Annotated in this window: 21 protein-coding genes; 11 read left to right on the top strand and 10 right to left on the bottom strand. The window is 66.4% G+C overall.

The genetic code is table 11. The annotated features are described in order from the left end of the window. Positions 1-94 precede the first annotated feature (94 nt). The 5 genes from VW23_RS17735 to VW23_RS17715 are packed head-to-tail and all read left to right on the top strand — an operon-like array spanning position 95 to position 5,790. Complete coding sequence (locus VW23_RS17735) at positions 95-1,597, top strand: sugar ABC transporter ATP-binding protein (protein WP_069910880.1); 1,503 nt, start codon at positions 95-97, stop codon at positions 1,595-1,597. Further along, the gene (locus VW23_RS17730) at positions 1,594-2,541 is read left to right on the top strand and encodes an ABC transporter permease (protein WP_069910879.1); all 948 of its coding nucleotides are present in this window, start codon (positions 1,594-1,596) and stop codon (positions 2,539-2,541) included. The genes VW23_RS17735 and VW23_RS17730 overlap by 4 nt, the downstream gene beginning before the upstream one ends. Before the next feature lie 10 nt (positions 2,542-2,551). After that, the gene (locus tag VW23_RS17725; RefSeq protein WP_069910878.1) at positions 2,552-3,508 is read left to right on the top strand and encodes an ABC transporter permease; all 957 of its coding nucleotides are present in this window, start codon (positions 2,552-2,554) and stop codon (positions 3,506-3,508) included. Beyond that, complete coding sequence (locus VW23_RS17720) at positions 3,509-4,552, top strand: LacI family DNA-binding transcriptional regulator (RefSeq protein WP_069910877.1); 1,044 nt, start codon at positions 3,509-3,511, stop codon at positions 4,550-4,552. Next, on the top strand, positions 4,549-5,790 hold the full coding sequence (locus VW23_RS17715; protein ID WP_069910876.1) for a Gfo/Idh/MocA family protein: 1,242 nt from the start codon (positions 4,549-4,551) through the stop codon (positions 5,788-5,790). The genes VW23_RS17720 and VW23_RS17715 overlap by 4 nt, the downstream gene beginning before the upstream one ends. Here VW23_RS17715 and VW23_RS17710 read toward each other — a convergent pair. Then, positions 5,787-6,260 carry an SRPBCC family protein gene (locus VW23_RS17710; RefSeq protein ID WP_069910875.1) on the bottom strand — a complete coding sequence of 158 codons (474 nt, stop codon included), beginning with the start codon at positions 6,258-6,260 and terminating at the stop codon, positions 5,787-5,789. The genes VW23_RS17715 and VW23_RS17710 overlap by 4 nt on opposite strands. 237 nt (positions 6,261-6,497) lie before the next feature. On the opposite strand from VW23_RS17710, the gene VW23_RS17705 reads away from it, so the two are divergent. Genes VW23_RS17705 through VW23_RS29045 form a run of 3 tightly spaced genes read left to right on the top strand, consistent with a single transcriptional unit; the run spans position 6,498 to position 10,223 of the window. Further along, positions 6,498-7,685: a cell surface protein gene (locus tag VW23_RS17705; RefSeq protein ID WP_069910874.1), complete on the top strand. Its 1,188-nt coding sequence runs from the start codon at positions 6,498-6,500 to the stop codon at positions 7,683-7,685. A gap of 23 nt (positions 7,686-7,708) precedes the next feature. Next, positions 7,709-8,644 carry a DUF6384 family protein gene (locus VW23_RS17700; RefSeq protein WP_069910873.1) on the top strand — a complete coding sequence of 312 codons (936 nt, stop codon included), beginning with the start codon at positions 7,709-7,711 and terminating at the stop codon, positions 8,642-8,644. A gap of 13 nt (positions 8,645-8,657) precedes the next feature. Next, positions 8,658-10,223, top strand: coding sequence for a coiled-coil domain-containing protein (locus VW23_RS29045; RefSeq protein WP_069910872.1), 1,566 nt, complete (start codon positions 8,658-8,660; stop codon positions 10,221-10,223). 97 nt (positions 10,224-10,320) lie between these two features. On the opposite strand, the gene VW23_RS17690 is transcribed toward VW23_RS29045, so the two are convergent. From VW23_RS17690 to VW23_RS17675, 4 genes are read right to left on the bottom strand one after another with little or no spacing between them, the layout of a single operon-like run. Next, positions 10,321-10,671 (bottom strand): hypothetical protein, encoded by a 351-nt coding sequence (locus tag VW23_RS17690; RefSeq protein ID WP_069910871.1) that lies wholly within the window; start codon positions 10,669-10,671, stop codon positions 10,321-10,323. Then, the gene (locus VW23_RS17685; RefSeq protein ID WP_069910870.1) at positions 10,668-10,964 is read right to left on the bottom strand and encodes an autorepressor SdpR family transcription factor; all 297 of its coding nucleotides are present in this window, start codon (positions 10,962-10,964) and stop codon (positions 10,668-10,670) included. The genes VW23_RS17690 and VW23_RS17685 overlap by 4 nt, the downstream gene beginning before the upstream one ends. Positions 10,965-11,020: 56 nt before the next feature. Next, the gene (locus VW23_RS17680; protein ID WP_069910869.1) at positions 11,021-11,203 is read right to left on the bottom strand and encodes a hypothetical protein; all 183 of its coding nucleotides are present in this window, start codon (positions 11,201-11,203) and stop codon (positions 11,021-11,023) included. Positions 11,204-11,219: 16 nt separating this feature from the next. Further along, positions 11,220-11,897: a TetR/AcrR family transcriptional regulator gene (locus VW23_RS17675; RefSeq protein WP_069910868.1), complete on the bottom strand. Its 678-nt coding sequence runs from the start codon at positions 11,895-11,897 to the stop codon at positions 11,220-11,222. A gap of 189 nt (positions 11,898-12,086) precedes the next feature. Here VW23_RS17675 and VW23_RS17670 point away from each other — a divergent pair, with 189 nt between their 5' ends. Beyond that, complete coding sequence (locus VW23_RS17670; protein WP_069910867.1) at positions 12,087-12,569, top strand: RidA family protein; 483 nt, start codon at positions 12,087-12,089, stop codon at positions 12,567-12,569. Positions 12,570-12,594: 25 nt separating this feature from the next. Here VW23_RS17670 and VW23_RS17665 read toward each other — a convergent pair whose 3' ends face one another. Then, positions 12,595-13,578: a DMT family transporter gene (locus VW23_RS17665; protein WP_069910866.1), complete on the bottom strand. Its 984-nt coding sequence runs from the start codon at positions 13,576-13,578 to the stop codon at positions 12,595-12,597. A gap of 91 nt (positions 13,579-13,669) precedes the next feature. On the opposite strand from VW23_RS17665, the gene VW23_RS17660 reads away from it, so the two are divergent. Further along, positions 13,670-14,155, top strand: coding sequence for an Lrp/AsnC family transcriptional regulator (locus VW23_RS17660; protein ID WP_069910865.1), 486 nt, complete (start codon positions 13,670-13,672; stop codon positions 14,153-14,155). Between the two features lie 25 nt (positions 14,156-14,180). Here VW23_RS17660 and VW23_RS17655 read toward each other — a convergent pair whose 3' ends face one another. From VW23_RS17655 to VW23_RS17645, 3 genes are read right to left on the bottom strand one after another with little or no spacing between them, the layout of a single operon-like run. Then, complete coding sequence (locus tag VW23_RS17655) at positions 14,181-15,158, bottom strand: aldo/keto reductase (RefSeq protein ID WP_069910864.1); 978 nt, start codon at positions 15,156-15,158, stop codon at positions 14,181-14,183. Positions 15,159-15,174: 16 nt separating this feature from the next. Further along, a complete protein-coding gene (locus tag VW23_RS17650; protein WP_069910863.1) occupies positions 15,175-16,191 on the bottom strand; it encodes a zinc-dependent alcohol dehydrogenase family protein in 1,017 nt (338 codons plus the stop codon). A 32-nt stretch (positions 16,192-16,223) separates the two neighbouring features. Continuing rightward, positions 16,224-16,622, bottom strand: coding sequence for a (R)-mandelonitrile lyase (locus VW23_RS17645; RefSeq protein ID WP_069910862.1), 399 nt, complete (start codon positions 16,620-16,622; stop codon positions 16,224-16,226). 94 nt (positions 16,623-16,716) lie between these two features. Between VW23_RS17645 and VW23_RS17640 the strand changes: the two genes are divergently transcribed. Continuing rightward, complete coding sequence (locus tag VW23_RS17640; RefSeq protein ID WP_069910861.1) at positions 16,717-17,610, top strand: LysR family transcriptional regulator; 894 nt, start codon at positions 16,717-16,719, stop codon at positions 17,608-17,610. A 347-nt stretch (positions 17,611-17,957) separates the two neighbouring features. On the opposite strand, the gene VW23_RS17630 is transcribed toward VW23_RS17640, so the two are convergent. Then, positions 17,958-18,545, bottom strand: coding sequence for a hypothetical protein (locus VW23_RS17630; protein ID WP_069910859.1), 588 nt, complete (start codon positions 18,543-18,545; stop codon positions 17,958-17,960). Between the last annotated feature and the right edge of the window lie 136 nt (positions 18,546-18,681).

Below are 18,681 nucleotides of genomic sequence, written 5' to 3'. Positions count from 1 at the left end.
GCCGTCCATCCGTCCATTGCAGTCCATGCACACCCGTTGCCTAATGCCGGCGACGCGGCATGATGTTTCACGCCTCTGGAGAGCAGGCCTCACGATGACCCCCGTGCTCGAAGCCACCGGAATTACCAAACGCTTCGGCGCCGTGGTGGCGTTGTCCAACGGCACGCTGAGTGTCGGCAAGGGCGAAGTGCATGCGCTGCTCGGCGCCAATGGCAGCGGCAAGTCGACACTGTGCAAGATCATCGCCGGCACGGTGGCGCGCGACTCGGGTTCGCTGCGCCTCGATGGCGGCGACGTCAGCCTCAAGAGCCCGCGCGAGGCCGAGGCCCGCGGCATTGCGCTGTTCTACCAGGAGCTGTCGCTGGTGCCGCAGCTGTCGGTGGCGGACAATATCTTTCTCGGCCATGAGCGCACCGGCGCCGGCGGCTTTCTCGACAGCAAGCAGTTGCGTGCCGATACCGAGGCGCTGATCGCCCGCTTCGCCAGCGTCGCCGGCAGCGGCTTTACCGCCGACGCACCGGTGTCGCGGCTGACACCGGATCAGCGGCAGCTCGTAGAGATCCTCAAGGTGCTGGCGCACAAGCCGCGGCTGATCATCTTCGACGAGGCGACTGCGGCGCTCGATCGCCGGCAGGTCGAGCTGTTCTTCACCATCCTCCGCGAGCTCAAGGCCGAGGGGGTTTCGACCATCTTCATCTCGCACCGCATGGACGAGATCTTCGAGATTTCCGACCGCATCACCGTGATGCGCAATGGCGCCACCGTCGCGGCTTTCGCAACGAGCGAAACCGACCGCGACAGCGTCGTCCGCTCGATGATCGGCGACGTCGCCATCCGCGATCGGGTCGAGCGCACGGTGCCCGCATCTACGGGTGCACCGCGGCTGCAGCTCACGGGCGCCAGCAACCGGCGAGTGCGCAACGTGTCGCTTGCCCTCAAACCGGGCGAGATTCTGGGGCTCGGCGGGTTGCAGGGGCAAGGCCAATCGGCGCTGCTGCAGGGGTTGTTCGGGGCCCTGCCGTTCACCGCCGGCAGCATCGAGATCGACGGCAAGCCGGTGCGCATCCACAAGCCGGCCGAAGCCATTCGCCACGGGCTCGCCTATGTCTCGGGCGATCGCGGGCGCGACGCGGCGCTGCACGGCCGCTCGATCTTTGAGAACATCGCCTCGGCCACCATGGTGCGCGAGAAGCTGGCTTTGGTCTGGCCACGTAACCTCAAGCCGCGCTTCGAAGCGGCGGCCGCGTCGCTCAACACCAAGTATGACGGCATGGAAGCGCCGATCGGCTCGCTCTCGGGCGGCAACCAGCAGAAGATCTTCATCGCCCGCTGGCTCGCGACCGACGCCCCGGTACTGCTGCTCGACGATCCGACCAAAGGCATCGACCTCGGCGCCAAGGCCGATTTCTTCGCGCTGGTGCGCGAACTCGCCGACAAGGGGACCAGCATCATCTTCTATGCCTCGGAAGATGCGGAGCTGCTGAGCCTTTGCGACCGCATCCTGGTGTTCAACTCCGGCGCCATCTCGGCGGAATTGTCGGGTACGACGCTCGACAGTTTCCATCTCACCAACGCAGCCTATGGAGAGGTGGCATGAACGCCCTGGGGTTCCTCCGCAGCCGGCTCTGGCTGGTGACGCTCAGCGCGCTGATCGCGCTGTTCGTGGTCAACTGGATCCTCCAGCCCAACCTCGTCACCCCCAATGTGCTGAAATCCAACCTCTCGGTGTTCCTGCCGGTGATCCTCGTCGCCATCGGGCAAACCTATGTGGTGCTGGGCGGCGATATCGACCTGTCGGTGGGCTCGATCGTGGCGCTGGTCAATGTGGTGACAGTGAGCGTCATCGCGGCGCTCGGCGGCGGGGTCGGCGGCGTGCTCGGCGGCATCGCCGCGGGGCTGGTGGTGGGCGTTGCCTGCGGCCTGCTCAATGGCGCGCTGGTGGCGCTGCTGCGCTTCCAGGCGATTGTCACCACCTTTGCCACCGGCATCATCTTCGGCGGCCTCGCGCTCCTGGTGCTGCCGACCGCCGGCCTGCCGGTGCCGGCCGAATACTGGCGCACCTATGGTTCGAGCCCGCTCGGCCTGCCGGTGGTGCTCTGGGTGCTGCTCGCGGCGCTGCTCATCGTCGCGTTGATCGCCGGCCGGCCGTTCATCAAGCACCTCGCGGCGGCCGGCGGGTTGCGCACCGCAGCGTTCCAGACCGGGCTGAAGCTCGCCCAGATCCGCATCCTCGCCTACGCGCTCTGCGGCCTGTTCGCTGCCTTTGCCAGCCTCAGCCTCACCGGCGAGACGGCGAGCGGCGACCCGCTGATGGGGCGCACGCTGGCGCTCGCCTCGATCTCGGCGGTGGTGCTGGGCGGCACGGCTTTGGCCGGCGGCTCGGGCAGCGCCTTCGGCTCGGTGCTCGGCGCGCTGGTGCTCGGCATGATCGGCAATGTGATCTTCTTTGCCGGGCTGCCCTTCGACTACCAGACCCTGATCCAGGGCCTCATCACGCTGCTGGCGCTGGCCGGCGGCGTGCTGGTGGCGCGGCGAAACTGAGGGCATCGAGATGAACCGCATCAAAACCATCCTCACCGATCCGCTGGTCCTTGCCACCGTTTCGATCCTGTTGCTGCTCGGCATCGGCGAACTGCTGTCTCCTGGCTTCGCCCGAGGCGACCAGATCATCCGGCTGCTGGTGGTCTCGGCCATCCTCGGCATGGTGGCGGCCGGGCAGAGCCTCGTGGTGATCGGCGGGCGCGAGGGCATTGACCTGTCGGTGGGGGCGCTGATCTCGCTCGGCGCGGTGCTCGCCGGCAACGCCATGTCGGGCAGCGATGGCGGCATCCTGCCGGCCATCCTCGTTGCCGGCGGCGTCACCTTCGTCATCGGCCTCATCAACGGCCTCGGCGTCACCCTGCTGCGCATTCCGCCGCTGGTGATGACGCTGGGGATGACCGGCGTGGTGCAGGGCGGGCTGATCGTCCTCTCCCGCGGCATTCCCTCGGGCAATGCGGCGCCATCACTGATGGGCTTCGTCAACCGGCCACTGCTGCTGGGGCTGCCGGGGGTGCTGTTCCTGTGGGCTCTGCTCGGGCTCGGCATGTGGTTTCTGCTGCGCCGCACCCAGCTCGGCTACGCCATCTATGCGATGGGTTCGAACGAGCGCGCCGCCGTGCTGACCGGACTGCCGGTCAAGCTGATCCGCACCCTGCTCTACGGGTTCTCCGGCCTCCTCGCCGGCATCACCGGCGTGGTGGTGATCGGCTATACCGGCAACAGCTTCGTCTCCGTCGGCGACCAGTACGTGCTGCCCTCGGTGATCGCCGTAGTGATCGGCGGCATCTCGCTGGCCGGCGGTTCGGGCAATTATCTCGGCGTCATGCTCGGCGCCATCGCCCTCACCCTGCTGCAGAGCGTCCTCACCACCCTGCAACTCGAATTCTGGGGCCGGCAGCTGATCTTCGGCGGCGTCCTGCTGCTGCTGATGCTGCTCTATGGCCGGACCAAGCAGCTCAGGGTCTAGATGACACACTCGACCATCCGGCGGGTGGCGGAACTGGCGGGCGTCTCGATCGCCACGGTTTCGCGTACCCTCGCCCACCCAGACAAAGTCACCGAAGCGACGCGCGAGAAAGTGCTCGATGCGGTGCGCCAGACCGGCTTCGTGCCGAACCGGCAAGCGGTGGATTTCCGCCGGCGGGCGACCAACAACGTCGTGCTGCTGGTGCGCGACATCACCAACCCGTTCTATCTGGAGATCTATCGCGGCATCGAGGAATTGGCCTTCGCCAACGGCTACAGCGTGCTGATGGGCGATGCGCAATACGACGACGCGCGGGTCGCCCGTTACATCGACATGGTGCGCAACCGGCAGGCTGATGGGTTGATCCTGATGACCGGCTGGATTCCCGCGTCGATCCCCGAAGCCAAGCTGCCGCAGACCGTCATCGCGCTCGAACTGATCGATGGCAGCGTGCTGCCCACCGTCGCCATCGACAACCGCAAGGCAGCCCGTCTCGCCACCGAGCACCTGCTGTCCCTCGGCCATCGTCGCATCGCGCACATCACCGGGCCGATCGGCATGTTGATGTCGGACGAGCGGCATGAGGGGTATCTCGAGGCGTTGCGGGCGGCCGACATCGCTCCCGATCCGGCGCTGACCTATCTCGGCGACTATCACCTGGGCAGCGGACAGGCCGCCATTCGGGCATTTGAGGAGCGCCGTGTCGGCTTTACCGGCCTGTTCTGCAGCAACGACGAAATGGCGGTCGGCGCCATCAACGCGTTGCGCGGCCTCGGCAAACGGGTGCCGCAGGACGTCTCGGTCGTCGGCTTTGACGACATGGACTATGCGTTGTCGTCCGATCCGCCATTGACGTCAGTGCGCCAGCCGCGCCGCGAGATCGGGCGGAAGGCGATGCAGATGATGGTCGACCTGCTCGCCGGCAAACCACTGGCGTCGCGCTGGTTCGAGGCCGGCGTCGAACTGGTGGTGCGGCAGAGCACCGCGCCGCCGAATCCATCGAAGACTACCGATCTACCCAGGACAGAAAGCACAAAACCATGAGCTTCACCCCCCGCCAGACGCTGCGCGTCGGTTTCGTCGGCGCCGGCTTCATCGCGCATTTCCACCTGAAGTCGCTGCTCGGCGTGCGCAATGTCGAAGTCACCGGCGTCTATTCGCCGACGCCGGCGAAGCGGCAGAAATTCGCCGAGGCGGTGGGGGAACTGGGGCTCGGCACTTGCACCGCGCATGAGAGCCTCGAAGCGATGCTCGCGGCCGACAATGTCGATGCGATCTGGATCCTGTCGCCGAACCCGACCCGGCTCGCGACGATGCAGGTCATCGCCGACGCAGTGAAGTCCGGGCGCTCAAAAGTGTTTGCCGTCGCCTGCGAGAAGCCGCTGGCCCGCACCCTGAAGGAAGCTCGTCAGATGCTGGCGCTGGTCGAAGGCGCTGGGCTGAATCACGGCTATCTCGAGAACCAGGTGTTCTCGACCGCGGTGCAGCGCGGCAAGGAAATCATCTGGCGCCGCGCCGTGCCGAGCTCGGGCCGGCCCTACCTGGCGCGGGCCGCCGAGGAGCATTCCGGCCCGCATGAGCCATGGTTCTGGCAGGGCGAAGAACAGGGCGGCGGCGTGCTGCTCGACATGATGTGCCATTCGGTGGAAGTCGGCCGCTTCATGCTCACCGCGCCCGGCGCCGCCCGCTCGACGCTGAAGTTCAAGAGCGCCACCGGCGCAGTCGCCGTGCTCAAGTGGGCGCAGCCGAAATATGCGGCCGACCTCAAAAAGCGGATGGGCAACGCGGTCGACTATGCCAAGCGCCCGTCGGAGGACTTTGCGCGAGGCATGCTGAGCTTCGAGGATGAGGCCGGCAACGAGGTGATCATCGAAGCCACCACCTCCTGGGCCTATGTCGGGGCAGGCCTTCGCATCCAGCTCGAACTGCTCGGGCCGGAATACGCCCTCGAGTTCTCCTCGCTCTCAACCCCGCTCAAGATCTTCATCTCGCGCGCCGTAACGGGTGGCGAAGGCGAAGACCTGGTCGAAAAGCAGAACGCCGAAACCGGGCTGATGCCGGTGCTCGAGGACGAAGCCGGGGTCTATGGCTATACCGACGAGAACCGCCACATGGTCGAAGCCTTCCGCAAGGGCGAAACGCCGATCGAGACCTTCGCCGACGGCGTCGCGGTGATCGAGCTGCTGATGGCGCTGTACAAGTCTGCCGAAGAGGGACGGACCGTATCGGCCGACGAGGACCTGACGGACTACGTGCCGGTGGTGGCGCGACGCGCCAGCTAGGCCTCTGGCGCGCTGGCGATGGGCTTCACCTCGACGCCCATGGCTTCGCCGAAGCGTTCGAAGAAACCGTCGATGAGCTTCTGGGCGGAGTTGCCGATCAGCGACTTGCCCAGTTTCATGATGCCGCCGTCGGCGCCGCCATTGGCGGTGAACACCAGTCGGGTATGGGGGCCGACATCGGTGAGGACGATGTCGGCGGCCGCCTCGGCCTTGCCGAGCAGACCACCGCGCCCCCTGCCGGCCAGCGTGTAGCTCTCGGCCGGGACGACGTTGCGCAGTTCCAGATCGCCGGAAAACACCGGCTGCATCAGGCCGAGATTGACCTCGATCTCGAGTTCCAGCGTGGTCTCGCCGGTCCAGTCGATGCGACGGCAGCCGGGAATGATGGCTTTGAGCACCTGGGTGTCGTTGAGCGCCCGCCAGACCTCGAGCCGGGGCGCCGAAACGAGGTACCTGCCGCCGAATTCCATGCCGTCATTTCCTCGCCATTGTGCCGTCGCAGAGCAAGCTAGTGCGCGTCGTCCGGATGGACAACCGCGGCAGCGTTGCAACGGTTGCGGCAAACTTCCGGTGATGCCCTTTTCGTGAGGCTTTTAAGCACCATATCGCGCAAAACAGGCGCGGCCGATATAAGCAACATTGGCAACTGACGCCGAGAACGTGAATCATGTCACCCCAAGGTGACCGATAGAGGGAAACGCATCCAAATGGCCACTGAAGTGATGGAAAAGCCCCTGCAATATCTCGACAAGGCGATGGGGGCGATCAAGCAGCTCGGCATTTGGCCCGAGCAGTCGGGCGAGCAGCCGATCACTGGTCTCTTGAACGAGATCACCGGACTCGACGAGAACAAGGTCATCCTGATTGGCCGCACGCTGACCCAGGCGAGCGCCTTCAACGAGGTGGTACGCAGCCAGGTCGCGGCGATGAATGTCGGCGAGCGGTACGAGGACATCACCAACGGCTTCAACTCGATCCGCGACGATGCCAAGGGCATGGTCGACCAGCTCGACGACGGCAAGCTCGACCTGATGGAACGGGTCTCCAACGTCTGGATGAAGGTCAGCCGCGGCGACATCGCCTCGCGCTTCGACAAGATCCGCAACATCTATCTCGACGTCTCCAAGGAGACCAAGAACCAGGTCGACCGCGAGCACACCATCCTCGAGGCCTATCGCGATTTCCGCGGCGCGCTGAAGCAGTCCGAAGTGATGGCGCTCGAACTGCTCGACGTCGCGACCAAGAAGCTCGACGACAAGAAGTCGATCCTGAAGGCAGCCGGCGATGCGCTCGCGGCCTTCACCGCCGGCACCCCGGCGGACCGGGCCAAGCTCGAGATGGATCGCGACGAGAAGCTGCGCGACCTGCAGAACGAAGAGCGCCGCTACCAGATCGCCAAGGACCTGAGCGACAACCTGACCATCTCCTACTCCACCTCGGAAGTGGTGATGGCGCGGCTGATGCAGACGACACAGGCCAAGGAGCGCGTCTACCAGCAGGCGATTTCGTTCTTCTCGACCAACGAGACGGTGTTCACCGCGCTCTCGGCCTCGTTCACCGGGCTGTTTGGCCTGCATGAATCGACCGAAACGCTGAACGCCATGAAGGAAGGCATGTCCAAGAGCCTCGAGACACTCTCGGAGATCGGCGACCGGGTCGGCGAAGCAGCGGTGCGGGCTGGGTACGGTCCGACCATCCGCGCCGATGCGGTCAAGAAGCTGGTCGACTCGGTGGTGACCTTCCAGGAAAAGTCCCGCGTCATCATCAACGAGATGCGCGATGCGGCGACCAAGAACTCGGCCGAGATCCGCGACGCGGTCGAAGACGGCAAGCGCCGTCTGGCCCAGCTGGCTGCCGACGGCAACGCCCTGATCCTGGAAGAAAAGAAGGCCTAAGTGGAGCGCGAACGGGCTCGACCATGAGCACGACGACGGCCGAGAAGGCCCCGCTGGACGAGGTAATGCTGGCGATGGACGTGGTCGACACGCTCCGTCACCGGCAGGACCTGGTCGAACGCGAACTCGCGGGCGATGCCCGCGAGAAACAGCTGATCGAAAAGCTGCGCGAGATCTATCAGCAGCAGGGCATCGAGGTGACCGACGCGGTGCTGATGGCGGGCGTCAAGGCGCTTGACGAGAGCCGCTTCGTCTATACCCCGCCTAAGCCAAGCCTCGGGGTCAGCCTCGCCAAGCTCTATGTCGGGCGCAAGAAATGGGGCCCCGCGGCGCTGGCGATCGCGCTGGTCCTGGTGGTCGGGCTGGGCGGCTATTTCTTCGCCTACCGGCCGTATCAGCAGGCACAGGTCGAAGGCGCCCGGGTCGAGCTCAGCGAAAAGCTGCCGGCCCAGATGGATGCGCTGTACCAGTCGATTTTCGAAGAAACCAAGGTGCAGCAGGCAGTGACCGAAGCCGAGCAAATGCGGACCCGCGGCAAGACCGCGGCAGCAGAAGGCAACCGCACCGGGGCCGAGCAGGCGATCGCCTCGCTCACCGGGCTGCGCGACCAGATCCGGCAAGTGTACCAGCTCAAGATCGTCAATCGCGAGGGGCAGAAAACCGGGTTCTGGACCTTCCCGGAGGTCAACACCGCGGCAACCAACTACTACGTGGTGGTGGAGGCGCTCGGCGATGACGGCAATCCGCTGACGCTGCCGGTCACCAACGAGGAAAACGGCGAGACCGAGAATGTCGCGATCTGGGGCGTGCGCGTGCCGGAAAGCACCTATCGCTCGGTGGAGAACGACAAGAAGGATGACGGCATCCTGCAGCGCAACATCCTCGGGCTGAAGGAATACGGCTTCCTCGATGTCGACTACGTCATGCCCGTATTGGGCGGAGCGGTGACACGGTGGTGAGGCAGGTTATCTCATGAGCCTTTCCGGACCCGAGGCCCTGCGGTCCCTCGATGAGGCGCTGCGCGATATCCGCCGCGAGGAGGACGAGATTGCCAAGCGCCTGGCGCGTTCGGCCGAACTCGTCACCAAGTTCAAGGAAACCGAGAGCGAACTGCTGCGGCAACTGGCCGAGGTGCGGCTCGACCCGGCGTCGCAGGCGGCGCTGGCCGGCCGGCTGAGCCAGGCCGAGGTGAAGGCGCGCGAGATGCTGAGCAAGCACGGCGCCGAACTCAGTGCGGCGGAGGGCGAGCTCAAGGGGCTCGACAAGCAGATCGCGGCGCTCGCCAAGGAGCGGACCGAACAGGCGGCGGCGGCCGGCAAGGCACAGGCTGAGCTGAAGGCGCTGGCCGACCGGGTGGCCGTGGAAGCGGTGAAGAACCCCGAATATGCGGAGAAGCGCAAGGCCGCCGAGCAGCTGGCGCATATCGCCGAAGAGAGCTTGCGCAAAACCCAGCAGGCTGAGGCGGACCGCGAGCAGAAGGGCAAGCCCTACCGCGACGACCCGCTGTTCATCTACCTGTGGGAGCGCGGCTTCGGCACCAAGAATTACCGCGAGAACAACCTGATCCAGTATTTCGACGGCCTGATCGCCGGGCTGGTCGGCTTCCCCGAGGCGCGGGCGAATTTCGCCATGCTGAACGAGATCCCGCTCAGGCTGCGCGAGCATGCCGACCGGCAGGAGCAGATCGCGGAGGCGGCGCAGCAGGAGGTGACCAAGCTCGAAAAGGCGGCAGTGGACGCAGCCGGCGGGCGGCCGACGCGCGAGCTGCTCGAAAAAGCCGAGGCGCGGATCGCAGCGATCGACCAGGAGATGGTTGGGGCCGAGGACAAGCGCGACGAGCGGGCCCGAGCGCAGCGCGAACTGGCGCAGGGAAGCGATCCGGCGTTCAGTGCGGCGGTGAGCGGGCTGGCCGAAGCGCTGGGCCGCGAGGACATCCAGACGCTGCTTGCCGAAGCGCGCGCCACCGAGACCGGGCAGGACGACACCATCGTCAAGCAGATCGACGAATCCCGGCAGCGCGCTACCGAGGAAGACGGCGACAGCCGCGAGCAGAAATCGCGGCTGAAGACGCTGGCGGCGCGGCGGCGCGAGCTCGAGGACATCCAGTACGAGTTCAAGAAGCAGAATTTCGACAACCCGCGCTCGACCTTCCGCGAGGACAAGCTGGTCGGCGACCTGCTCAACGATTTTCTGCGTGGCGGCATCACTGCGGCCGACTATTGGGGCCAGTGGCGGCGCAGCCAGAACTGGACCGGCGGGGTGCAGCCGCAGCAGCAGCGGCAGCAGGACTCGCCGTGGGGCGGCAATTCAGGCGGCGGCTTCAGCTGGCCGGACTCGAGTTTTGGCGGCGGCGCTTCGGGCGGCAACCGTCGCGACGGCGGCTTCGGCGGCAGCTGGGGCCGGCTCCCCGGCGGCGGCGGTGGCGGGTTTGGCGGCGGCAGTTCGGGTGGTGGCAGCGGCGGTGGCTTCTCGCGCCCCCGCACCGGCTCCAGCGGCAACCGCACCAGCGGCGGCTTCAAGACCGGCGGCGGGTTCTAGGGTTTGCTCGAGATTACCCGCCGCTAACGCCCTACCCCCGGTGGGGAGGAGCGAATGAGCCTCTCAACAGGCCGAGGCGTGGCTCCTCACTGCACCCTCAGGCGGCACGGCCGTCGTTACCAACCTTGGTCCAGAGGCCGATGCAGTAGCCGATGACCATGATCACGCCGGCCGCGAGACCGCCGGTGCCGATGGTCATGGCCAGGGGGAGCGGGGCGAAGGCCCAGAAGCCGGCATAGACGAGACCGCTCAGCGCCAGAACCCAGCCCGAGAACCGGGCGACCTGCCGCGCGATGGCACTGGGAGCGATCGCCTTGGGGGCGCGGTTGCCGTAATAGGCGATCACCAGCCCGTTCATCGCGACGACCCGCTGTGTCGTCTCCTGATCGATATAGCCATGCTCGCGCGCGTACCGCGCGGCCAGCGCCACGAGGATTTCCTTTTTCATCGCACCGTCTCCAGCTTTGTCGGCGTTGCCTCGGCGCCGATGCCAAACGAGTGCGCAAAACCCAGGAGCGCCTCTTCGAGCACCGACAGTTTCAGGTGGTAGATGATCGACTTACCAGCCTTTTCGGCATGCACCAGATCGGCGTCCTTCAGCACGGCGAAATGCGCCGACATGGTGGGCTTTGAAACGTCGAAGTGCTTGCTGAGCTCGCCCGCACTCATCGGGCCGCTCTGCAGCAGTTGCAGCACGCGGCGGCGGGTCGGATCGGCAAGGGCTTTGAACACCAGGCTCATGATTCGATCATTAGCTAATCATCGAATTGAAGTCAATCCCGCCTCTGCCCGGTTGGTCAGAACGCGAAGGTCACCGTGGCCAGCGTGGTGTTGCCTTCGAAGCGGTTGACGGCGTTGAATTCCTGGTAGTGGCGGAGGCTGATGCTGGTCGGGATGTCGCCCAGCTCGGTGGTGTAGCCGAGCCCGAGCCCCACCGCATCGACGCTGCCTTTGTGCGCACCGCGGCGCGAACAATACATCGCACCGAGAGGCGCATTAGCGTTTCGGGGTCAGACCGTCGAGCAGCAGGTCGAGACCTTTCTTGAAGGCGCCATCCCAATCGCTATCGAGCAGCAGGCGGGAGCGATCGATGCTCGGGTAGCGTTCGCCCAGTTCGGTGAGGCGGCGTTGCGCGGCCTCGAGATCGTCGGGCGAGCGATCGAAGCTGCCGCGGGTGATGGTGGCGCCCATCACGTAGTTCCACACCGACCAGATCGCGACGTTCAGGTCGGCATCCGCGACACCGGCGCGCAACAGGGTCTGGCTCAGCAGTTCGAGGCGTCCCAGCATGCTCGGCCCCAGCGCGCGGCGCGGTAGCAGCGCGGCCGACCAGGGGTGGCGCAGCATGGCACCGCGCCAATCCTCCAGCATGTGGACGACACTGGCGCGCCAGCCATGGGTTTCAGCTTCGGGTGGGCCGTAGGCGAGCACGGCGTCGAGGGCGAGGTCGAACACCTCCTCCTTGTTGCCGACATGCCAATAGAGGCTCATCGCGCCGGCGCCGAGCCGATCGGCCAGCCGGCGCATCGACAGTCCATCGACCCCCTGGGTGTCGAGCAACTCCACAGCGGTGGCGATGATGCGTTCCAAGGAGAGCGGCGGGCCGCCCGAGGCGGTCGCGGCGCCGGTGCTGCGGGAGCGCCTCGATGAGGCGCCGCTGGGTTTGGCTGGCATGTGGTCCTCGCTGTCGGCGTCGATCTAGGCGAGCCCGACGGCAAATGTCGACCCTGCCCGATTGACTCGTACATCGTACGATGTCAATACTCGTACACTGTACGATTCAGTCGTACGGCGAAATCGATCACCGCTCAACCCCTGTCGGCCGCGACCCCGTCGCGGATCCGCGGAGCTACAAGAACCACCATGTCACGCACACTCACCCAGCTGCTTATCGGAGGGCTATTCATCATGACTGCAGGCGCATCCACCGCAACGATGGCGGACGAAACCAGGCTCAGCATCGTCAATCCGCCGAACCTGTTCGACCCGACGCCGAACGGCTACAGCACCGCGGTGATCGTGCCGGCGGGCGCGAGGATCGCCTACATCTCGGGACAGGGCGGGCAGGACAGCACCGGCGGTCTGTCCCCCGACTTCGCCGCACAGGTGAAGCAGGCCTACGCCAATCTCGGCGCGGCGCTGCAGGGGCTCGGCGCCAAGCCGGACCAGGTGGCCAAGCTGACGCTTTTCGTGGTCGACCACGACATGTCGAAGCTCGGGGTGCTGACCGAAGCCGTCAAAGCGATGTTCGGCGACACGCTGCCGGCGCAGACACTGGTGCCGGTGCCCAAGCTGGCGGTCGACCCGATGCTGTTCGAGGTCGAAGCGATCGTCGTGCTGAACTAGGACGACAAGCAGCGGGCGACGGGCCCTAGCCTGTCGCCCGCTCGTCAGCGGCGTCCGGGTGCGTGGCCGGGACGCCGTGACCGCGATGTGCCCGGAGACACGAGATCACGCCGGCGAGGACGAAGGCACAGGCGAGCAGTTCCAGCGGCTGCGGCCAGCGCTGCTCCCACAGAAAGCCGTAGAGCAGCGCGAACACTGTCTCGAACACGATCATCTGCCCGACCAGGGTGAGCGGCAGCAGCCGGCTCATCCAGTTCCACAGCGCATTGCCGCAGATCGACGCGAGGATCGCGACGCCGATGGAAACGCCGGCGAACTGCAGCCACTCGGCCGGCGCGTGCTGCGGTTGGATCAGGGCGACGAGCGGCACCAGCAGCAAGGCCTGGGCGCCGGTGACGACCCCGGTGAGGAGACTCCAGTCATGCGCCGACAGATGCGGCAGTCGGGCGAGGCAGCGGCTGTTGCCGACGGCGTAGGCGGTCCACGAGGCGAGCGCCCCGAAGGCGCAGATAAGGCCAAGCAGTTCGGTACCGGCGGTCGTGGCGCCGATAGCCTGCCAGCCAATACTGAGAGCCCCGGCGGCGCAGAGCAGCACTGACGGAAAGAGCGCCCGGAGCGGCACGGCGCCGCGATCGCGGCTGCCGATAAGGGTGACGGTGACCGGCAGGAAGCCGACGACCAGCGAGGCCATGGCGACGCTGCCGAGCTGTACCGCCGAGGCGACGAGGATGTAGTAGAGCGTGTTGCCGGCCAGCGAGAGCCAGAACAGCGAGAGCCAGTCGCGGCGGGTGAGGACGGCGTGCAGCGTGCGCCAGCGCGGCAGGATCAGCAGGGCGGAAACGACGCCATAGGCGAGGTAACGCCCGGCGGCGAGCTCGAGCGGGCTGAAGCTGCGCACCAGTTCCGGAGCGAGGAACACCAGACCCCACAGCGCGCCGGCGCCGACGCCGAAGGCGAGGCCGAGGTAGGTCCGGTAGGCGCCCGACGGTGCTGCGGTGGTGGTGCTCAAACTGGCCTCGCAAGAGTTGGGCGAGGGATATCATCAGTCAGCCGAGCGTTGCGCTCTTGATTGCGCCCCCAAATGCAACAAAAACTCACCCATGACCCAAGCCAAAGTTCCGGCCCGCAAGCTCGACAGCTTCGATCGCGCCATCCTCAGGATCATCCAGCGCGACAACAAGACCCCGCAGCGCAGCATTGCCGAGGCGGTGAACCTCTCCGCGGCAGCGGTGCAGCGCCGGATCGCGGCGATGGAAGCCGCAGGGGTGATCGAAAAGAACGTCGCGGTGCTCGATACAGCCGCGGTGGCGATGGGGATCACGGCGATCGTCGAGGTGCATCTGGGCAACGAGCGGCTGCAGACCGTCGATGCAGCCAAAGCGCTGTTCCGCGACGCGCCCGAGGTGCAGCAGTGCTACTACGTCACCGGTGGCACCAGTTTCGTCTTGATCATCGTCTCGCCCGACATGGTGAGCTATGAGGCGACGACACGCCGGCTGTTCGCACAAAACGAGGCAGTAGCGAGCTTTCGCACGCTGGTGGCGCTCGACCGGGTGAAGACCGGGTCGGAAATCATCGTTCCATAGGGCGCCCAGGTCCCCGACAAAATGGTCAGAGCCCGGTGGCGCGCTCCTGCTGCTCGTTGTAGCGAGCACCCTGCACTTCGATAGCGGCCGCGGCGGCGTCGATTTCGGCGAGCGTCGCCGACGACAGCTCAAGCGAGGCGGCAGCAATGTTCTCCTCCAGTCGCGGCAGCTTGGTGGTGCCGGGGATCGGGACGATCCAGGGGCGCTGGGCCAGCAGCCAGGCGAGCGCTACCTGGGCCGGCGTGGCGTCGAGGCCAGCGCCGATGCGCGCCAGGAGGTCGACCATCGCCTGGTTGGCGGCCCGGGCGTCGGGGGTGAAGCGCGGGATGGTGTTGCGGATGTCGTGGGCTTCGAAGGTCGTGGCTTCGGTGATCTTACCGGCGAGGAAGCCCTTGCCGAGCGGACTATAGGCGACGAGGCCGATATCGAGCTCCTCGAGCAGCTCGAGCACCGGTGGACGCTGGAACCACAGCGAATATTCGTTCTGCAGCGCGGTGACCGGCTGCACCGCGTGGGCGCGACGGATGGTCTGGAGCCCCGCCTCGGACATACCGAAATGCCTGACCTTGCCCTCGGCGATGAGGTCACGGACGGTGCCGGCCACGTCCTCGATCGGCACGTTCGGATCGACCCGGTGCTGGTAGTAGAGGTCGATGTGGTCGGTCCGCAGCCGCTGCAGCGAACCCTCGAGCGCCTGCCGGATGTGCTCGGGCCGGCTGTTGACGCCGTTCGACCTGCCGTCCTGGTACTGGAAGCCGAACTTGGTGGCGATCACCACCTGGTCGCGTACCGGCGCCAGCGCCTCGCCGACGATTTCCTCATTGCCGAAAGGCCCGTAGACTTCGGCGGTATCGAAGAAGGTGAGGCCGCGATCGACAGCCGAACGGATCAGCGCGATCGAGGCGGATTTCTCCGGGAACGGGGCGTAGGACTGGCTCATCCCCATGCAGCCGAGGCCTATGGCCGAGACTTCGAGGCCCTGCCCGAGTTTGCGCTTCTGCATTGTTATCTCCCTGGAGTTACAGGCGAAGCAGCGTCTTGATGGCGCGGCGTTCGTCCATGGCGCGATAGCCTTCGGCGGCATCGCGGAGTGGCAGTTCGAGGTCGAAAACCCGGCCGGGGTTGATCTGGCGGGTGAGGATCAGATCCATCAGCTGTGGCAGGAAGCGGCGCACCGGGGCTGGTCCGCCGATCATGCCGCGCTGCGCGAAGAACAGCGCCTGGCCGTCGAAGGTGACGCCGTGCGGCACGCCGACATAGCCGATCATAGAGCCAGGCCGGGCGCAATCGATGGCGGTCTGCATCGATTCCTGCGTACCGACGCATTCGAGCACCGCATCGGCGCCGATGCGCCGGGTCAGATCGCGGACCCGCGCCACCCCAGCTTCGCCGCGCTCGGCGACGATGTCGGTGGCGCCGTAGTCGAGTGCCAGGTCCTGCCGCGACTTGTGCCGGCTCATGGCGATGATGCGGTCGGCGCCGAGCTGTTTGGCCGCCAAGACGCCCATCAGGCCCACTGCGCCATCGCCGACGACTACCACGGTCGAGCCCGGCTGCACGCGGGCAGCATCGGCGGCGTACCAGCCGGTGCCGAGCACGTCGGAGGCGGCGAGGAGGCTGGGGATCAGGTCGTCGGGCGGCATCTCGGCGGTGGCGATCAGCGTGCCATCGGCGAGCGGCACGCGGGCCAGCTCGGCCTGCCCGCCGGTCATGAACTCGCGCTGCTCGCAGGACGAATGAAAGCCGTACCGGCAATGCGGGCAGGTATTGTCGGAGAGGACGAAGGACCCGACGACGAACTGGCCCGGACGGACAGTCTTCACCTCGCTGCCGACTTCGACCACCACGCCGCAATACTCGTGCCCCATGGCCATGGGCGAGGTGACCGGGTTGGCGCCGCGGAACGGCCAGAGGTCGGAACCGCAAATGCAGGTGGCCGAGAGCCGGATGATCGCGTCAGTCGGCCTCTGGATGGTTGGTTCGTCGCGCTGTTCGACGCGGACGTCGCCTGGGGCGTAGAGGATGGTGGCGAGCATATCAGGTCCTTCGGAAATAGGGGTGCGCGGCTTTACTTGGCTGCGTACTGGGCGTCGGTGACCGGCTCGAGCCAGTCGACGACTTCGCCGTTCGCCACCTCCTGGATGGCGAGGTGGGTCATGGCGGTTTCTCGGCCGGCGCCATGCCAATGTTTCTCGCCGGGGGCGAAACAGACGACATCGCCGGGGCGGATGTCTTCGATCGGGCCGGCCCAGCGCTGCACCCGGCCGGCGCCGTGCGTGACGACCAAGGTCTGGCCGAGCGGATGGGTGTGCCAGTTGGTCCGCGCGCCGGGCTCGAACGTGACGCTGGCGCCCTGCACCCGGTCGGACGCGGCTGGGTTGAACAGCGGATCGAGGCGGACCGTGCCGGTGAACCAGTCGGTCGGTCCCTTGCTGGAGGGCCGGCTGCCGGCACGATAGATCTCCATGGCAATGCTCCTTGCTGACCAGCCCAATGTAGCCAGCGGCCCTGCCGTCGATTAGGTTAGATAATCTCCATGAAGTTGTGAGCGTGGCTCAGCAATGGCGCGCAGCTCGATCGATGATATGCAGGCGTTTCTCGCCGTGGCGCGGGAGCAGAGTTTTACCCGGGCGGCGGCGAAACTGGGGGTGACGCCATCGGCACTCAGCCATTCGGTGAAGGGGCTGGAAGCGCGGCTGGGGCTGCGGCTGCTGTCGCGCACCACACGCAGCGTGTCGCCGACCGAGGCGGGGCAGCGGCTGGTGAACTCGGTCGGGCCGCATTTCGAGCAGATCGAAGCGGAGATCGCCGCGCTCAGCGAATTGCGCGACCGGCCGGCCGGCACCATCCGGGTGTCGTGCGGGGACTCGGTGGTGGCGTCGGTGTTTCGGCCGATGCTCAAGACCTTCCTCAGGCGCTACCCCGACATCACGGTGGAGCTGGCAATCCAGAACGGCTTTGTCGACATCGTCGAGCAGCGGCTCGATGCCGGGGTGCGGCTGGGCGAGGCGCTGTCCAAGGACATGATCGCGGTGCGGATCGGCCCAGACTGGCGGTTCAGCGTGGTCGCGACACCCGAGTACTTTGAGCGGCGCTCGCCGCCATTGACGCCGCACGAGCTTACCAACCACCAATGCATCAACCTCAGGCTGACCACGGCCGGGAGCTTTTATGCCTGGGAGTTCAGGAAGGACGGGCGCGAACTCAACGTGCGGGTGGAAGGGCAGTTGGTCTTCAACTCCATCCTGCCGGTGCTGGACGCCGCGCTCGACGGACATGGGCTCGGCAATGTGCCGGAGTTCATGGCTCGAAAATACATCGAGAGCGGCGAGCTGGTGGAGGTGCTGGCCGACTGGTCACCGCTCTGGCAGGGGTTTCACCTCTACTATCCCAACCGCCGCCAGCCCTCGCCGGCCTTCACCGCCTTCGTCGAGGCGCTGCGCTATCGCGCTTAGCTTCGCCGTGCGCCGTCACCTTGCGCCGCTGGTCCGGTTTTCGCTCGCTTCCCTCCCCTCGAGGGGAGGGCACTCGCATATGACGGCGATGGTCACCTCTTGCCTTCTCCCCTTGTGGGAGAAGGTGGCGCGCAGCGCCGGATGAGGGGTCCGCGCAACGAAGTGTAGCGCGGCCGGAGCGAAGCGACGGACGATGAGGACGCGGAGAGCACCCCTCATCCGGCCTTCGGCCACCTTCTCCCACAAGGGGAGAAGGCGCTCCAACTACGGTCAGTGCTCCATATGCGATAGCCCTGCCCTTGAGGGGAGCAGAACACAGCTCAGTCACCGCAGCTGGTGCTCTCGCCCTACCCCGAATGCCCGGCGCACGGCGGGACATCCTTGATCGGGGCGCTCGCAAGTATCGTCGAAAGTGGCTGGTTGCTGAGCAGCGGGGCGAGACCGGGCGCACCGGGCAGCGCGATGAGGGCGGAGACGGTGGTCTTGGCCGGATCGAGCGGCTCGGTGCGGCAGAGCTTTGGGTTCAGCGAAATCGACAGCGCATTGTTGCCGGCCGGCAAGGTCTTGGCCCAGGCCTGCGCTTCGCGGATCAGTTGCTTGTCGGGGTCGGAAAAGCCGAACAGGTAGTAGTTCCGCTCGCCGGTGGGCGGCGGCAGCGTACCGGCCAGATCGCCGGCATCGGCTGCGACCAGCGTCGCCTTGATGCGGCGCTCACCGCTCGAAGGCGTGGTGATGTCGAAGCTGATGGTCGAGGCGCCCTCAACCGGCTCCAGCGAGGGCGGCAGGTCGAAGGCCAGCAGCAGGCTCGCCACATCGTCGTTGAGGTAGTCGAGGCCGCGCAGCTTCGAAGCGGTGCCGAGGGGAATCGAGGAACAGGCAGCGAGAGCGGCGAACGCCACTGCGGCAGCTGCGATACGGGTGGTCCGGCGGATCAACTTCCCCTCCCCTGCCCCAGGGCGATACGTCGTCCGTGAGGCGTAGATGATGGGTACGAGATTCCCGGGGGTGAGGGAATGGGCGAGGTGTGGCGGGCCACCGGGCGGGCAGTAATCCTCCCCCGCGTGGCGGGGG

Origin of the sequence: Devosia insulae DS-56 (genome assembly GCF_000970465.2) — a bacterium.
Lineage (GTDB): Bacteria > Pseudomonadota > Alphaproteobacteria > Rhizobiales > Devosiaceae > Devosia_A > Devosia_A insulae.
Note: the sequence above shows the minus strand (reverse complement) of the source record. Positions and strands in the feature narration are given on the sequence as shown.

Bases quoted from the DNA above. Each gene is read 5' to 3' on its own strand.
- VW23_RS17735 (WP_069910880.1), top strand. From the start codon at position 95: ATGACCCCCGTGCTCGAAGCCACCGGAATTACCAAACGCTTCGGCGCC.
- VW23_RS17730 (WP_069910879.1), top strand. From the start codon at position 1,594: ATGAACGCCCTGGGGTTCCTCCGCAGCCGGCTCTGGCTGGTGACGCTC.
- VW23_RS17725 (WP_069910878.1), top strand. From the start codon at position 2,552: ATGAACCGCATCAAAACCATCCTCACCGATCCGCTGGTCCTTGCCACC.
- VW23_RS17720 (WP_069910877.1), top strand. From the start codon at position 3,509: ATGACACACTCGACCATCCGGCGGGTGGCGGAACTGGCGGGCGTCTCG.
- VW23_RS17715 (WP_069910876.1), top strand. From the start codon at position 4,549: ATGAGCTTCACCCCCCGCCAGACGCTGCGCGTCGGTTTCGTCGGCGCC.
- VW23_RS17710 (WP_069910875.1), bottom strand. From the start codon at position 6,260: ATGGAATTCGGCGGCAGGTACCTCGTTTCGGCGCCCCGGCTCGAGGTC.
- VW23_RS17705 (WP_069910874.1), top strand. From the start codon at position 6,498: ATGGCCACTGAAGTGATGGAAAAGCCCCTGCAATATCTCGACAAGGCG.
- VW23_RS17700 (WP_069910873.1), top strand. From the start codon at position 7,709: ATGAGCACGACGACGGCCGAGAAGGCCCCGCTGGACGAGGTAATGCTG.
- VW23_RS29045 (WP_069910872.1), top strand. From the start codon at position 8,658: ATGAGCCTTTCCGGACCCGAGGCCCTGCGGTCCCTCGATGAGGCGCTG.
- VW23_RS17690 (WP_069910871.1), bottom strand. From the start codon at position 10,671: ATGAAAAAGGAAATCCTCGTGGCGCTGGCCGCGCGGTACGCGCGCGAG.
- VW23_RS17685 (WP_069910870.1), bottom strand. From the start codon at position 10,964: ATGAGCCTGGTGTTCAAAGCCCTTGCCGATCCGACCCGCCGCCGCGTG.
- VW23_RS17680 (WP_069910869.1), bottom strand. From the start codon at position 11,203: ATGTATTGTTCGCGCCGCGGTGCGCACAAAGGCAGCGTCGATGCGGTG.
- VW23_RS17675 (WP_069910868.1), bottom strand. From the start codon at position 11,897: ATGCCAGCCAAACCCAGCGGCGCCTCATCGAGGCGCTCCCGCAGCACC.
- VW23_RS17670 (WP_069910867.1), top strand. From the start codon at position 12,087: ATGTCACGCACACTCACCCAGCTGCTTATCGGAGGGCTATTCATCATG.
- VW23_RS17660 (WP_069910865.1), top strand. From the start codon at position 13,670: ATGACCCAAGCCAAAGTTCCGGCCCGCAAGCTCGACAGCTTCGATCGC.
- VW23_RS17655 (WP_069910864.1), bottom strand. From the start codon at position 15,158: ATGCAGAAGCGCAAACTCGGGCAGGGCCTCGAAGTCTCGGCCATAGGC.
- VW23_RS17650 (WP_069910863.1), bottom strand. From the start codon at position 16,191: ATGCTCGCCACCATCCTCTACGCCCCAGGCGACGTCCGCGTCGAACAG.
- VW23_RS17645 (WP_069910862.1), bottom strand. From the start codon at position 16,622: ATGGAGATCTATCGTGCCGGCAGCCGGCCCTCCAGCAAGGGACCGACC.
- VW23_RS17640 (WP_069910861.1), top strand. From the start codon at position 16,717: ATGGCGCGCAGCTCGATCGATGATATGCAGGCGTTTCTCGCCGTGGCG.